Source organism: Pseudomonas sp. GM80 (assembly GCF_000282515.1).
GTDB lineage: Bacteria > Pseudomonadota > Gammaproteobacteria > Pseudomonadales > Pseudomonadaceae > Aquipseudomonas.
Genome location: NZ_AKJD01000166.1, coordinates 1 through 13,644, shown reverse-complemented (window position 1 = coordinate 13,644; position 13,644 = coordinate 1). Strand labels below are relative to the sequence as shown.

Genomic DNA, 13,644 nt, shown 5'->3' with positions numbered 1-13,644 from the left:
AGCACCTTGATCAACATCCTCCTCAAATCCGACTTGCACGTTAAACTCATAACGGCGGTCACCTTCAACGGTGCGAACTTCATCAACGACACCATTAACGGTATAACGAGTGTGATGCAGAATTGAAAAATCGACATCACCATCAAGTGAACAGATCAGCCACGTACCGACCTGCGCACTATCCCGTGCGCGTCGTACAAGTTAACCAAGTCTCTGTCGGACCTAAAGCGCAGATTGTATCGACCCGCGTCATATTCGATTGATGTAAATTCAATCCTTGGCGCTGGCACATGCAACTGCATACAAGAGGAACACAAAACAAATAAAACAACCAATAGTAACCTAGCCATTACCGCTCCCACACACTTCAAACACAGCATCTTTTACATCCAACTCAACGATCACTCACTGCCTGAAGAATTTCCACCACCGGCACATACATGACATTGGAAAAATAAGTGTCCATCATCGTAGCACTGGCCATAAACTTGCACGGGATTTCAGCCTTGTACTGCAGAATACGTTTGATCTCTATAGGCGTTAAATCTGTCTCACTAGAGCCATTGGCATCGGATTCACTAAAAGTAAGCCGCGAAATGAAATCAAGATCTGAGCCTGCCCGATTTCGCGAAACCGAGCCATTAACAAACCACTTCATTCTGTGGCCCACTTCAAAATTAAAGTCGTCCCCCAACGCACAAATAAACCTAACGCCAACCAATGACTTGTAGGGGCCAAGAATATTGATATCCGACGAAAAATAAAGATCGTACAACACTGTTTCACCCACTCTCTCAATCTTGGAAAACTCAAGATTAGCGGGCGGTTTATCCTGCTTTAGAGTACAGCCCGCAAGCATCACTCCGAGAACCAACAAAAACACTCTAAAGCCACTCATATTTCGCCTCGATAGTATTTATTCAGCGAATTTATCATGTAATGCAAGGCAGACTTTCCATCAGCCAAAACGGTAGTAAACATCACCGCAGCCTTGTCGTGATTGACATCCATTATGCTATTTACGTTAGGCCCACTTTCCAACACCCACTGTTCACCAACACCCGCAACCCAGTCGGACACATTGGATTCTGACGACTTGGCCAAGATATTTATCCACAGCCCGGCTTTGGGTCTAGGTGTATCCGGGTAAATATTAGAGATACTTCCCACCAGGGCCCCTTTGCCGACAGGATCGAGCGTCACCAACATCTTCACGGTGTATCCCAAGTCACTCAAAATAGCTGACAAATGCGCTCCATTCCAACCACCGAGACTATGCCCAACGATATAAACAGCATCATTTTTGCACAGCTCCCCTAGCACATTGGCCTGTATATTTTTCTCGCCAATGACCTCGTTATATCCAAGATGATGTGACTTCACGCCCGGAGCGTAGTCGGCCTTCTTCACCGATTCATCAAAAGGCAATCTTGCATAATTGACATTATTTTCCGGCCCAAAACCATAATAACTTTCTTTATCGCCCGCTCCCCCGACAAAGAAAGCTACAGCACGCCGCCTGTACTTGAACTTTTTAACTTCCTCGTCTGTTGGACACGTTAACGCATGGGTTCCAAGGCTCTTTTTGCTGTCATCCGGTGTTGAATTATCCGCTCCCACTTCAATCACTCCGCAAACAATTCGATGGTTTCAGCAAGATGAGAGCTGACGGCATGTGTAAAGCCTGCTGCATCCGTAACGCCGTGTTCTTCACTGCCATCCCCACGTTTGATTGTGTAAGGATGATTGGCAACAGGCTCGCCCGAGAACTCATCAACCAGCTGCATCTTGTCCGTAAAATGCACCGGCATCGGCAGCAATCCGCTAAACGCTGCCCCGCCGCCACTCTGGCCGATAATCACCGTCCCTGAACCACCAACCACGACATTGCCGTGGCCTCCGGTGCTATCGAGCGTGGCCGCGTTCAGGCCGTTGATGAATACGGTGCCGGAAACGGCTCCGGTAATCGGGCTGCCACACGCCGATTTATCGGTCATGCGCGCAGCCGCGAGTCCGTCGAAGAACACGTCGGGCGAGCCGGAGGCGATTGGATTGTTGCCATGGCCTGGCAACGGGCAGGCGGTCGGGTCGGTGACGCGTGCAGCGGGTTTACCACTCAATTCAAAGCTCCTTGCTTCTGGGGTTCCGGGTGCGGCTGGTGGAGATCGACGTCGGTCGCGGCAAAGCGCCAGCGGTTGTCGACGGGATCGAACAGGGCGTGGCAATGCTCACGGCTGTCGGGGGGTGTAGCGAATTGCAGAAGCTGCCAGGCTTCGTCGACCTGCCATGCCAGCTCGGCAGATGTCGCATCGTCGAGTTCGTTGAGCCAAGCGTTGTAGTTGCTAAGGTGATTGCGCTGGTAAGTCGATTGCAGCAGTTCGGCCATCTGTGTGCCGAGGTCCAGATGATGTTCGGCCGTCCACTGACCGATCTCGGAATAGGCGTACCAGCCCATCGGCATCAATCCGCCGTCCTTGAGCAGCGAATGCTCGGCAGGGGCGACGAAACCACAACAAATGTGCAGCGTCAGCCAGCCTTGATGGGCGTCGATAAACGCTGTCGGATCGAAAGTGCGCAGCGGTATCACGCGGTAATCGTCGAGCCCGGCACTGCGCGTCATCAACTCGGCATCGAGGCGTGACACGAACGCACGAATGGCGATTGCGCCCGTACGATTTGTGATGCACAGAATATCGACCGGTTGCCGCTGGGGGTTGTCAGTGGAGCCTGAGTTTTTCACCAGGCCATACAGACGCATTGTCGCCCGTAGTCCGCTCATCGCCGGTCACTCGTTGACGCAGCGAAGGCTCCACGGGCGCGGAGAAATTGTGCCAGAGGCATTGCAGGTGTCGTCCGTGAGCGCGCAAAAATGGCGCGTAGAATGCCGGACTCGAGCGCTGGCGACAATCGAATAGTACTGGATTGCCATCATTGTTTTCAGCCCTCGGCAAACTCGCGCAGGACCTTGCGATCCATGCGATAGCGCACTCATCCCTGTTCCGAGATTGCGCACTGCCGACCATGCTGAGCTAACCACCGGACAATCCTGCTGCACATCGAGTCAGTCGCCCGCATATCAAGGAGCGGCATCAATCCATTTCGTCGACCGATCAACACTGGTCACGCCCTCTTCAGCGAACACTTTCACGACCTCATAATCTTCTGCGCCAAGGTGATGAGTGTGACCATGCTCGTCAGAAACCCCCGGTTCCTGACGGCCATCCCCGCGCACAATGACGTAAGTCGTCAGCGGTTTTGGCGTCAGATCCGACGAGGACACGATGCTCAGAGCCAATCGATACGGTGCAAACGAGGCAAGTAATCCGACGTAGGGCAGGTCGTCGCAAAGGCCAATACGATCGAGTTCGTCATACGGTGTTTCGGCAATGTGTCGCCAGCGCACGATGCAAATCGGGGCCTCTGGCAACAGCGTACGCATGCGATCCTCGGCCAGTAGAGTGACCCGTGGCGGTGCTACCCGCGGACTGCGCACTTGATCAATAAAGCGTGAAGTTGGCAGGTACATGACTTTCGAGTAATACGCCACGAACGGGAACGCCGTAATCATTACCTTGCACGGTATGTATTGCTGCGGTTTGAGCATGCGCACCAGTTCAATCGGCCTGATGTCATTAAAACCATCATTGATGCCGTGATTCTCGACCCTGATATGCGCAAGCATCTCGTACCGCCGATCTCCCTCGATCAGACGCATGGCGCTGACGCGTCCCGACGCCTCCATCTCGATTCGATGTTCGATGGAAAAATCAGCATCGCCATTCAGCGAACAATGAATCGTCGTACTGATCTGGCCTTGCCTGCCGTAATCCTCATACAGATTGATAAGGTTTCGATCTGAGGTGAAACGCAGGTCGTAATAAGAAGAGTTGGCGCGCTGGATTGAAACAAACTCAAGTCTGGCGGGGGGAACGTTCAGGTGCATGCACGCCGTGCAGGATAAAAAACTGCCAATCAGCATCCACTTGAAGATACGCATATTCAACGGTTTCCCCCCCGCTCTATCACGAGAATAAATTCGGAACTCGGAATACCGACGGGAGATCCTGTCTATTAACAACAACCCGATCTTGATGCACACAGCAGTTCAAATAATCAGCGCTCACGTGCCGAGCGCCCTTATAAAATCCATGGCCGGGATACGCATAAAATCTGAAAAATAGGTTTTGTATTTCGTTGTATGCACTCTAAAAACGCACACAACCACGTCGCTCACCCTTAAAGCTCTGCGCAATTCATCTCCCGCAAGAATACGTTGTGTACCCCACACAGCTCCGGTCTCTCGAAAAATGACCCGGGAGATATAATTTCCTTTCGAAGCGTTTGCGCTCAACTCAACGATGCCGCTGCCGTAGCGTTTCTGGTAATGGCCAATCGAAAAATCCGCATCGCCGTCCAAGGCACAGACCAGCTCTTGGCCGATCCTGGATTGGAACAATGTCAAAAGATCCGTATCACTTGAAAACCGTACGAAAAACGAACTTGCGCTCGGCGTCATTGCAACACTTTCGAAGTCAAGCTTCGCTATTGGCCTGCCGTGATTCGAAGTACATGAACTGCAAAGCAAAAAGACGAGCGCTATATACCAGTGCATTGCCGCCCGCAGTGTGCTCATCGCCGGTCACTCGTTGACGCAGCGAAGGCTCCACGGGCGTGGAGAAGGGGTGCCTGAAGCATTGCAGGTGTCATCCATGAGCGCGCAAAAATGGCGCGTAGAATGCCGGACTGGCAAAGTGCCGACAATCGAATTAACGCCAACGTTGTTCAGCCCTCGGCAAACTCGCGCAAGACCTTGCCATCCATGCGGTAGCGCACCCACTCCTCCTGCGGTTGCGCACCAAGGGATTTGTAGAAATCGATGGCCGGCGTGTTCCAGTCGAGCACGCTCCACTCGAAGCGACCGCAGTCATTGGCGCAGGCGATTTTCGCCAAGTGCCGCAGCAAGGTTTTGCCGGCGCCGCCGCCACGTTGTTCGGGGGTGATGTAGAGGTCTTCGAGGTACAGGCAGTTGCTGCCCAGCCAGGTTGAATAGCTGAAGAAGAACACCGCAAAGCCGATCGGCAAGCCGTCACGCAGGCAGATCAGGCCGTGGGCGGTGGCGCCTTCGCTGAACAGGCTGCGCTCGATGTCGGCGACACTGGCGATGACTTCGTGGCGGGCTTTTTCGAAATCGGCCAGTTCGGTGATGAAGGCGAGGATTTGCGGGGCATCACTGGGGGTCGCCGGGCGGATTTCGATCGTCATGGACGGGCCTTGTCGGAAAAGGAAAACGCCATACTAAGGCCGTGGGCGGCGCTCGTCACATTCCAAACGTGGTAGAGAACCCTGTGGTGAGGGGATTTATCCCCGACGGGTTGCGCAGCAGCCCATTTTTTGGGGGTCGCTACGCGCCCATCGGGGATAAATCCCCTCACCACAGAAGTATCATCAAGCGAAATCCACGACAGCCTGCAAGGATGCTCATGAACGAAACTGCTTTTGCTCCGCTCGCCTCACTCGCTGCCAAGCTGCTGCCCCACGCCCTGGAACCCTCAAACGACGGCGCGCACGACCTCGCGCACCTGGAGCGGGTCTGGCACAACGTGCGCACGTTGCACGAAGACGAAGGCGGCGATCTGCAAGTCTTGCTCGCCGCCGTACTGCTGCACGACTGCGTGGCCGTCGAGAAAAACTCGCCACTGCGTGCACACGCCTCACGTCTGGCGGCAGAAAAAGCGGCGGCGGTGCTCGCGGAGATGCATTGGCCCAGCGAAAAAGTCGCCGCCGTCGCCCACGCCATCGAAGCCCACAGTTTCTCCGCCAACATCAGCCCGCTCACCCTCGAAGCGAAAATCGTCCAGGATGCCGACCGTCTCGACTCGCTGGGCATGCTCGGCGTCGCCCGCACCTTCTACATTGCCGGACGCATGGGCTCGGCGCTGTACGACCCGCAAGATCCCCAAGCGAAGCAACGCGACTACGACGACAAACGTTTTTGCCTCGATCATTTCCAGACCAAACTGCTGCACCTCGCCGACGGCTTCCAGACCGCTGCCGGCCAGCGTCTGGCGCAGATTCGGCATCAGCGTCTGAAAGGCTTCATGGAGCAATTGCTGGAAGAAATCGGCATCGTCTGAGCGTTACTCCGGCCAGTGCTGAACCTGACTTCGCCAACCTCAGACCTAACCCGCGCGGGCGACGTGTTAAACAGATGACGCTCAATTTTTTCCGGTCAAGGAACGCGTCATGTCGCAAGCAACGCCACAAGTGTCAGGCAAGCTGTTTTGCCTGTTCTGCCTCGCCAGTTACCTGTTGTCGCTGTCGTATGGCTCGACGTTTTTGCTGTCGCTACTGATCAGTTCGCGCGGCGGCAATGAACACGATGCCGGCAGTGTGATTTCGGCGGCGATGCTCAGTACGTTTGTCGCGGTGCTGGTGTCCGGGCACTTGTCCGACATGCTCGGCGCGGCGCGGTCGATTGCGCTGTTCGGGTTGTTGCTGGTGACGGCGAGCCTGGGTTTTGCGATGACGCCGGGGTTCGGCCATCTGCTGCTGTTCTTCGGTTTGCTGTTAGGTCTGGGCTGGGGCGTTTTCTACACCTTGGGGCCGATCATCGTTGCGAGTCTGGTGACCCCGGCGCAGCGTGCGAAGTACTTTGCCTTGCTTTCGGGCAGCATGATGACCGGGATCGGCAGCGGTCCGTTGCTCGGGCGCGCCGCCAGCGCGCTGGGCTGGCCGGTGACTTCGGCGTTTTATCTGGCGGCGTTGGCGAGCCTGATCGGTGTGCTGCTGTTCTGGCGCCTCGGTGCTCGATTGAAAAGCACCCAAGCCACTTCGGCGGCAAAAATCACCTGGCAAGCGACCACTCAAGTCCTCGGCTCGCGCGCGGTGTTTCCGATCATCATGGTCGGGCTCGGCGGCTGTGTATTTGGCGGACTGTCGAGTTTCCAGACCAGTTACGCGACCGCGCGCTCGCTGGATTATTCGCTGTTCTTCCTCGGTTTTATGAGTGCAGCGATCAGCAGCCGGATGCTGATCGCAGGTTATGTGGTCAAGCGTGATCCGCTGCGCGCTTCCTGCCTGTTGTCGGGGCTGATGCTCGGCTCGATCGTGCTGTTCGCCTTCGGCGTGCACAGTGGATTCACCTATCTGCTGGCGGCGCTGATGCTCGGCGTCGGCTATGGCCTGACGTATTCGGTGATCAACGGCCTCGCCGCCAACGAAGCGCCGACCGGCAGCACTTCGCAGGCGTTGTTGCTGTTCAGTCTTTCGTATTTTATCGGCGTGTTCGGCTTTCCGTTGCTGGCCGGGAAAATCATCGTCGAACAGGGGATGGCGACGCTGCTGCTCACGGTATTGGCCGTGGCGCTGGTGAACTGGCTGATCACCGTGGCTCGTCTGCTCTGGCGTCGACTCAACGTCAAAACGGCGACGCCGGCCTAGACCGTTCGTCGTTCATCAGGCACCAATCCGATCACCGGGCAGACCAACGACAGGTAAGGATTCCAATCACTGGAGAAGCCCTATGATCCCGTCAAGGTTGACCGCTTTCGTATTCAGCGCCCTACTCTGCCCTGCGGTTTTCGCCGCATCCGCCACCGCTGCGGGCACCGGCCCTACCGATCCGACCCCGCCCCGCGCCCCCGCCATCAACAGTGCTCCCGGCATGAACACCGATGGTTCCGGCGTACCGCTGATCAATCAGCCGCCCGCCACCGGCACTGATCCGCGCACTCAGGGCAGCGACCCGGGTCGCCAGGGCGGCATGAACACCCCCGATGCCCCTGCCACGCCAGACAACGCGGGCCCCGGCATCGGCTCGAAAACCACCACCGGTGGCTCCGGTTCCGAAGGCTCCGGTCAGTAGTTCGCCGACGCGAGCGTCCTATTCAATCCAATGAAGAGGTAACCATGAACGTCGATAAAAACCTGGAAAAAGAAGTCCTCACCCGACTGCTGCACGCCCACCCGAGTGGCCTGGGCAAGGAGGTGCTGGACAATTACCGGGGCGAAAAAGTCGTGGCTGGCGCCCTCGCCGCCCTGCAGGATCGCGGCCTGATTCACCACGGGCATGTGACCTGCAACGAAGCCGGCGAACATTCGTTGAACCTGCCAATCAAGCTCAGCGCTGCCGGTGTCGAGGCTGCACGCAAGCTCGAAAGCTGAGCAATGTGATCGTGTGATCGTGTGATCGTGTGATCGTGTGATCGTGTGATCATTAATCATGTAGGAGCTGCCGCAGGCTGCGATCTTTTGATTTTCAAGATCAACAGATCGCAGCCTGCGGCAGGTCCTACATGGCAATTCATCTGCCGATGCAAGGAGAAATCCGATGCCTCGTGGAAGCAAAGAAAAATACACCGCCGAGCAGAAGCGTAAAGCCGAACATATCGAAGACAGCTACGAGAAAAAGGGCGTGTCGAAGGATGAAGCCGAGGCGCGGGCCTGGGCGACGGTGAACAAACAATCGGGCGGCGGCGAGAAAAGCGGCGGTTCCGGACGCAAGAAACCGGCGCGCGCCAAGTCCGAAGATCGCCAGGAATCAGCGCGGCGCGCAGTGGCCAGTCGCGAGGGACATTCGCGTAAAAGCCCGGCTTCGCGGGATGCGCAGACGGTTGATAGTTTGATGAAGGAGGCCCGGGCCAAGAAAATTCCGGGGCGGTCTTCGATGCGTAAGCAGGAGTTGATCGAGGCATTGCGCAAGGCCGGCTGAAAGTCCCCTGTAGGAGCTGCCGAAGGCTGCGATCCCTTGACTTTGAAGATCAACAGATCGCAGCCTTCGGCAGTTCCTACATTGGATTGATGTGCGACACAGATTCAATGTGGGATCTGGCTTGCCGGCGATTGCTATAAATCAGGCGCCGCTGGACTCACGGATAAATGCATCCACTTCAGCCGCCCCCGGCGAGGTCGCCGGCCCCCAGCGCGTCACCGCGATAGCCGACGCCGCGTTCGCCCGCCGCGCCGATTCGTGCGCCGTCAAACCCTGCGCCAACCCCGCCACAAACACCCCGGCATGCGCATCGCCCGCGCCATTGCTGTCCACCGCTTTGACGGCAAACCCCGGCACATGCCGACGCTCACCGCGCTGATGAATCCAGCAGCCTTGCGGGCCATCGCGCACGACGATCAACACGTCTTCAGGCAAATGCTCAGCCAGTCGATCCAGCGCCACAGCAAGCTCTTCAGCGCCGGTAAACCTAAGCGCCTCGACACTGTTGCTGGTCCACACGTCAATGCGCGGCAACAGCGCCTGCATCATCGGCGAGTCGGGCGACTCCACCAGCGGGCCCGGATCGAACACCACGTTGATCGAGTCTGGCAGCGCCAGCGTCCAGTCGAGCAGCGCTTGCGCCTTGCCTGCGTGCAACAGGCTATAGCCGCTGAGATAAACGTAATCGCCGGCCTCGGCGGCAACGCTGTTCAAATCGTCCTCGGTCACCTCCCCTTCAGCGCCGATGTAGGAAATGAAACTGCGCTCCGCCGACGCATCGGTCAGCGCTACGCACAAACCGGTGTCGCGCTGCGCACGTTCCTTGATGCCGATATGAATGCCTTCAACGTTCATCGCCTCACGCGCCAGATCGCCGAAACGCCCGCTGCCGTGGCGACCGAGATAGACCACCGGCAAGCCATTACGCACCGCTGCGGCCATCACGTTGAAACCGCCACCCGCTTCGAAACTCGCCGACTGCGCGAGCACATCACCGCCAATCTGCGGCAGTTTATCCACGGCCATGACCAGGTCGATGATGACCTGGCCGGTGTGCAACATCTTAGGCATGAGCATTCTCGGTTGGCGCGGCGCGGCGATCTTTCGCCCCGCCGAGGACGAAGTAAATGCCACCGGCGACGACAAAGGTCACGATCCAGCCGAGGCCGTTATGGCCCAGCCAGGAGTCGGACAAAAAGCCTTTGAACCAGACGTTCTCGGCGGTGGTGCCGATGGTGGTGAAGCTGAAACCGAGGACGATGGCAATCGCCCACGCGCCGAATGCACGCCACTCGATGCCGCCGTTGTACCAATAGGCGCTGCGCGGGCTGACGTCGAGCAGGTCTGTCGGGCTGTAGTAGTGACGGTGAATCAGGTCAACGATGAAGATCCCGACCCACGCGGTAATCGGCACTGCCAGCAGGGAAATGAAGGTGATGAACGGGCCGTAAAAGCTGTCGGCGATCAGCATGAAGTAGATCGAACCGGCGAAAATCGCGACGATATCGACCACCACCGCGTAGACGCGTTTTACCTTCAGACCGAGGGTCAACGTGGTCAAACCGGCGGAGTACACCGACAGGTTGTTCGACAGCAGCAGACCACCGAACGCGGTGATCAGGTACGGCACGGCCATCCACGTCGGCAGCATGTCGCGGATCGCCACGATCGGGTCAGTCGCCGAAGCGAGGTCGTTGTTGCCCACCGACAACAAGCCGCCGAGGGTGATCAACAGCACCAGCGGAATACCCGCACCGAATGCCGCCGACGCGACCAGACGCACGGCTTTGACGCTGCGATGCTGGTAGCGCGACATGTCGGCGCCGGCGTTGGCCCAACCGATGCCGGTGCCGGCGGCCATGGTGCCGATGCCAATGATCATCGCGCTCATCGGTGCTGGCGTGGCGTTGAACACCGCGCTCCAGTCGATGGTCGCGCAGAGGAAGCCGCCGACCAGCAGGTTCAGCGCGCCGAACACGTAGGTCGCCCACTTCTGGATCACCAGCAAGGTCGCGTGGCCGAGGCCCGACACCGACAGGGTCAGCAAGACGAAAATGGCGATGAAGATCAGCGTCAGTACCGGTGCGCTTTTCGCTTCCACCGGTGAGCCGAACAGGATCGAGCACAGTGACAGCAGCACGAATGCGGCGGTGGTGGTGTTGACGGTTTCCCAGCCCAGACGCGACATCAGCGAGACCAGCGTCGGGCCGATATTGCCGCGTACGCCGAAGATCGCTCGCGACAACGTCAGGCTCGGCGCACGGCCACGGCGACCGGCAATCGAGATGATCCCGACCACCGCGAACGAACCGGCGGCGCCGATGATCGCGACGATGATTGCCTGCCAGATCGCCAGCCCGCGAAACGCCACCAGCGTGGCGCCCAACGGCAGACCGAGGATGGAAATGTTGGCGGCGAACCAGACCCAGAACAATTGCAGCGGATGACCGTTGCACTCGGCTTCCGGCACCGGTTCGATGCCGCGGGTTTCCAGTTGCCCGGCGCTTTGCCCGGCGTTTGCTGAACTCATGAAGGTGCTCCTGTTTGCCTTTTTTGTGGTTGTGGCAATGACGCAAAACGACAAGACATCGCGGCCGTCCTCGGCCTGTCTGCGCGATCCATTGCGGGTTGAACATTCGAAATTTGCGGTGCGCCTATCGCTGGCAAGCCAGCTCCCACAGGGATCAGGGTGTACACAAATGTGTGTTCACAGCAAAAACCTGTGGGAGCTGGCTTGCCAGCGATGGCGTCAGTTCAATCAGCGCAAGGCCAACAGCCCCTGCACCAACGGCTCAAGCTGAAGATGATTAACGGTTTTCACCGTCTCGATCATCTCGGCAGGCCAGCTCTCAAGGCCCAGGCAGGCCCCGAGCATCGCGCCGAGAATCGCCGCGATGGTGTCGGTGTCGCCACCCAGACTGGCGGCCATGCACAGCGCGTCAAACGCGCTCATTTCACCGACCGCGACTTGCTGCGCCAGCGCAAACGACACCACCACCGACTCCTGCGACGCTACCGATGTACCGATCACGTCGTAGAGCAGATCGGCGAGCAACGCGTTGTCGCTGTCGACGCTGATGCTCCGCGCCCAACTGATCCGCGAAGCGATGCGCCCGCCGGCAACCCAGTGGCCGTGCGCTTCCGCTTGCTGAGCAATTTGCTGACCGAGGTTCAGCGCCTCGCCCAAATCCATGCCGTTGATGCCCGCAGACACCACCGCCGCCACCGCCGCCGCACTGGAAATCCCCAGCGTGGTGTTGTGAGTGACTTGGCAAGCCTGCACGACGGCGGCGATAAAACGCTCAGGATTGGCGACATCCGCCGCGATCCCCACAGGGGTGATGCGCATGGCCGCACCATTGGTGGTGCCGTAACGCCCGGCCTCTTCCGGCGAGTGGCCGGCGAGGATCATTTCGATCGCGCGTTTGGTCGACGGGCCGAGCAAATCCTGCGAGCCCTTGGCCTGCATCGCGGCTTCCCACTCGATCAGGCGTTGCGCGAGGATCGCCGGTTCGATGTGGCCATTGCCTTCAACCAATAATTCGCCGACCAGAATCGCCTGTTCGGTGTCATCGGTGATCGAGCCTTTGGGCATGTTCGCGGCGATCGGTTGCAATGGCCCGGCATCTTGCAGATCGGTGATCTGGCCGAAGCGCGCCTTGATGGTTTCGCGGTTCAGCGATTGCGTCGGCATGCCCAGCGCGTCGCCGAGGGCCAGGCCATAGAAAGCGCCGAGGGCACGGTTGAGCGGGGTCATTTTGCTTCTCCAAATTGCAGGTGCAGACGGAAATGCACCGGGTCGAGCAGGCTTTCGACCAGCTCCATAAAACGGTTCTGCCGGTCGTAAGTGGTGCGCAGGGCTTTGAGGAACACCGTGCCTTCCGCACGACCGAGCAGTTCAGCGTCGACGGCATTCAGCGGTTCGGCGCCGATCCATTGATCACCGCGCTCGCCGATGTAGCCGTAAGCGGCCAGGGTGATGGTCAGGGAATTGTCGATCAGACCGACGCGCGGCAGGCTTTCCAGGCCGCCGGTGGCCGGCATCAAAGAGCGTTCAAGGGACACCAGCGTGCCTTCGGTGGAACGGCGACGACGGTCGAGGGTGATGAATTGGTCGGTGCCGAACCGCGACAGCAGGTCGGGGCGGGTCACGGCTTCCAGGCGCAACACTTCAGTGTTGATCATCGCGCCGCTGTCGGCCAGCGCCTGCGCCCAGCCGCTGCGTTGGTCGAGGGCGACACCATCGAAGGTGACGATCGAGCCGACGCCGCCTTGCGTAGCGATGTATTTGCGCCGCTTCAGTTCGGCCAGCGCTTCGCGCAACGTGCCACGGCTGACGTTGAATTCTTGAGCCAACTGATGCTCGCCGGGCAACAGAAAGCCGTCCTCCATGAGACCGCTTTCGATGCGCCGGACGAGCTCGTCGACCACCCGTTGTTTCTTGTCAAATCGTACCTGTCTAATCATGTACAAAGTGATAACCGAAACGGGCGCTAACGGGCAAGAACAATTTCAGCAAGCTGACAAAAGGCGCATACCCCTGTAGGAGTGAGCCTGCTCGCGATAACGTCGGCACATCCAACATCAACGTGGCTGAAAGTGCGCTTTCGCGAGCAGGCTCGCTCCTACAGTTTTGCGGTGAACCAGCGTTCAGTGTTGACCGCGAATCCCTGTGGGAGCTGGCTCGCCAGCGATGGCGGCGGCACATCCAATATCTGACCGCGAATCCCTGTAGGAGTGAGCCTGCTCGCGATAACGTCGGCACATCCAACATCAACGTGGCTGAAAGTCGCTATCGCGAGCAGGCTCACTCCTACGGTTTTTGCAGTGAATCGGCGTTCACTGCTGACCGCGAATCCCTGTGGGAGCTGGCTTGCCAGCGATGGCGGCGGAACATCCAATATCTGACCGCGAATCCCTGTAGGAGTGAGCCT

At 58.2% G+C, this 13,644-nt stretch carries 17 protein-coding genes; 5 read left to right on the top strand and 12 right to left on the bottom strand.

Features of this window, described 5'->3' with window-relative positions; genetic code table 11:
- Positions 1–394: 394 nt before the first annotated feature.
- The 7 genes from PMI37_RS23020 to PMI37_RS22990 all read right to left on the bottom strand — a co-directional run bounded on the left by PMI37_RS23020 (position 395) and on the right by PMI37_RS22990 (position 5,262).
- Complete coding sequence (locus PMI37_RS23020; protein ID WP_008085512.1) at positions 395–898, bottom strand: hypothetical protein; 504 nt, start codon at positions 896–898, stop codon at positions 395–397.
- On the bottom strand, positions 895–1,629 hold the full coding sequence (locus tag PMI37_RS23015; protein WP_238552725.1) for an alpha/beta hydrolase: 735 nt from the start codon (positions 1,627–1,629) through the stop codon (positions 895–897). Before PMI37_RS23015 ends, PMI37_RS23020 begins: the two co-directional genes overlap by 4 nt.
- Positions 1,626–2,120: a PAAR domain-containing protein gene (locus PMI37_RS23010; protein WP_008085510.1), complete on the bottom strand. Its 495-nt coding sequence runs from the start codon at positions 2,118–2,120 to the stop codon at positions 1,626–1,628. The genes PMI37_RS23015 and PMI37_RS23010 overlap by 4 nt, the downstream gene beginning before the upstream one ends.
- Complete coding sequence (locus PMI37_RS23005; protein WP_008085509.1) at positions 2,117–2,779, bottom strand: hypothetical protein; 663 nt, start codon at positions 2,777–2,779, stop codon at positions 2,117–2,119. The genes PMI37_RS23010 and PMI37_RS23005 overlap by 4 nt, the downstream gene beginning before the upstream one ends.
- A gap of 297 nt (positions 2,780–3,076) precedes the next feature.
- Positions 3,077–3,997: a hypothetical protein gene (locus PMI37_RS30965; RefSeq protein ID WP_008085508.1), complete on the bottom strand. Its 921-nt coding sequence runs from the start codon at positions 3,995–3,997 to the stop codon at positions 3,077–3,079.
- Positions 3,998–4,120: 123 nt separating this feature from the next.
- On the bottom strand, positions 4,121–4,633 hold the full coding sequence (locus PMI37_RS22995) for a hypothetical protein (RefSeq protein WP_008085507.1): 513 nt from the start codon (positions 4,631–4,633) through the stop codon (positions 4,121–4,123).
- Between the two features lie 149 nt (positions 4,634–4,782).
- On the bottom strand, positions 4,783–5,262 hold the full coding sequence (locus PMI37_RS22990) for a GNAT family N-acetyltransferase (protein WP_008085506.1): 480 nt from the start codon (positions 5,260–5,262) through the stop codon (positions 4,783–4,785).
- Between the two features lie 218 nt (positions 5,263–5,480).
- On the opposite strand from PMI37_RS22990, the gene PMI37_RS22985 reads away from it, so the two are divergent.
- From PMI37_RS22985 to PMI37_RS22965, 5 genes are all read left to right on the top strand, one after another.
- On the top strand, positions 5,481–6,134 hold the full coding sequence (locus PMI37_RS22985) for an HD domain-containing protein (protein WP_008085505.1): 654 nt from the start codon (positions 5,481–5,483) through the stop codon (positions 6,132–6,134).
- A gap of 109 nt (positions 6,135–6,243) precedes the next feature.
- Positions 6,244–7,440, top strand: a complete 1,197-nt coding sequence (locus PMI37_RS22980; RefSeq protein WP_008085504.1) for an MFS transporter — start codon at positions 6,244–6,246, stop codon at positions 7,438–7,440.
- 82 nt (positions 7,441–7,522) lie between these two features.
- Positions 7,523–7,864, top strand: a complete 342-nt coding sequence (locus tag PMI37_RS22975) for a hypothetical protein (protein ID WP_008085503.1) — start codon at positions 7,523–7,525, stop codon at positions 7,862–7,864.
- 44 nt (positions 7,865–7,908) lie between these two features.
- Positions 7,909–8,163 (top strand): hypothetical protein, encoded by a 255-nt coding sequence (locus PMI37_RS22970; RefSeq protein WP_008085501.1) that lies wholly within the window; start codon positions 7,909–7,911, stop codon positions 8,161–8,163.
- 166 nt (positions 8,164–8,329) lie between these two features.
- On the top strand, positions 8,330–8,710 hold the full coding sequence (locus tag PMI37_RS22965; protein ID WP_008085499.1) for a Rho termination factor N-terminal domain-containing protein: 381 nt from the start codon (positions 8,330–8,332) through the stop codon (positions 8,708–8,710).
- A gap of 141 nt (positions 8,711–8,851) precedes the next feature.
- Here PMI37_RS22965 and PMI37_RS22960 read toward each other — a convergent pair whose 3' ends face one another.
- From PMI37_RS22960 to PMI37_RS32285, 5 genes are all read right to left on the bottom strand, one after another.
- Positions 8,852–9,781 (bottom strand): PfkB family carbohydrate kinase, encoded by a 930-nt coding sequence (locus PMI37_RS22960; RefSeq protein ID WP_008085497.1) that lies wholly within the window; start codon positions 9,779–9,781, stop codon positions 8,852–8,854.
- Positions 9,774–11,240 (bottom strand): purine-cytosine permease family protein, encoded by a 1,467-nt coding sequence (locus PMI37_RS22955; protein WP_008085496.1) that lies wholly within the window; start codon positions 11,238–11,240, stop codon positions 9,774–9,776. The genes PMI37_RS22960 and PMI37_RS22955 overlap by 8 nt, the downstream gene beginning before the upstream one ends.
- Before the next feature lie 228 nt (positions 11,241–11,468).
- The gene (locus PMI37_RS22950; protein ID WP_008085493.1) at positions 11,469–12,467 is read right to left on the bottom strand and encodes an ADP-ribosylglycohydrolase family protein; all 999 of its coding nucleotides are present in this window, start codon (positions 12,465–12,467) and stop codon (positions 11,469–11,471) included.
- The gene (locus PMI37_RS22945) at positions 12,464–13,177 is read right to left on the bottom strand and encodes a GntR family transcriptional regulator (RefSeq protein ID WP_008085491.1); all 714 of its coding nucleotides are present in this window, start codon (positions 13,175–13,177) and stop codon (positions 12,464–12,466) included. The genes PMI37_RS22950 and PMI37_RS22945 overlap by 4 nt, the downstream gene beginning before the upstream one ends.
- A gap of 158 nt (positions 13,178–13,335) precedes the next feature.
- Positions 13,336–13,644: hypothetical protein (locus PMI37_RS32285; RefSeq protein WP_045123246.1), on the bottom strand; the 309-nt coding region annotated here is incomplete at its 5' end.

Coding starts and splice junctions, on each gene's coding strand:
- PMI37_RS22970 (WP_008085501.1), top strand. CDS start 7,909: ATGAACGTCGATAAAAACCTGGAAAAAGAAGTCCTCACCCGACTGCTG.
- PMI37_RS22975 (WP_008085503.1), top strand. CDS start 7,523: ATGATCCCGTCAAGGTTGACCGCTTTCGTATTCAGCGCCCTACTCTGC.
- PMI37_RS22985 (WP_008085505.1), top strand. CDS start 5,481: ATGAACGAAACTGCTTTTGCTCCGCTCGCCTCACTCGCTGCCAAGCTG.
- PMI37_RS22955 (WP_008085496.1), bottom strand. CDS start 11,240: ATGAGTTCAGCAAACGCCGGGCAAAGCGCCGGGCAACTGGAAACCCGC.
- PMI37_RS22945 (WP_008085491.1), bottom strand. CDS start 13,177: ATGATTAGACAGGTACGATTTGACAAGAAACAACGGGTGGTCGACGAG.
- PMI37_RS22980 (WP_008085504.1), top strand. CDS start 6,244: ATGTCGCAAGCAACGCCACAAGTGTCAGGCAAGCTGTTTTGCCTGTTC.
- PMI37_RS23005 (WP_008085509.1), bottom strand. CDS start 2,779: ATGAGCGGACTACGGGCGACAATGCGTCTGTATGGCCTGGTGAAAAAC.
- PMI37_RS22965 (WP_008085499.1), top strand. CDS start 8,330: ATGCCTCGTGGAAGCAAAGAAAAATACACCGCCGAGCAGAAGCGTAAA.
- PMI37_RS30965 (WP_008085508.1), bottom strand. CDS start 3,997: ATGCGTATCTTCAAGTGGATGCTGATTGGCAGTTTTTTATCCTGCACG.
- PMI37_RS22950 (WP_008085493.1), bottom strand. CDS start 12,467: ATGACCCCGCTCAACCGTGCCCTCGGCGCTTTCTATGGCCTGGCCCTC.
- PMI37_RS23020 (WP_008085512.1), bottom strand. CDS start 898: ATGAGTGGCTTTAGAGTGTTTTTGTTGGTTCTCGGAGTGATGCTTGCG.
- PMI37_RS22960 (WP_008085497.1), bottom strand. CDS start 9,781: ATGCCTAAGATGTTGCACACCGGCCAGGTCATCATCGACCTGGTCATG.
- PMI37_RS22990 (WP_008085506.1), bottom strand. CDS start 5,262: ATGACGATCGAAATCCGCCCGGCGACCCCCAGTGATGCCCCGCAAATC.
- PMI37_RS22995 (WP_008085507.1), bottom strand. CDS start 4,633: ATGAGCACACTGCGGGCGGCAATGCACTGGTATATAGCGCTCGTCTTT.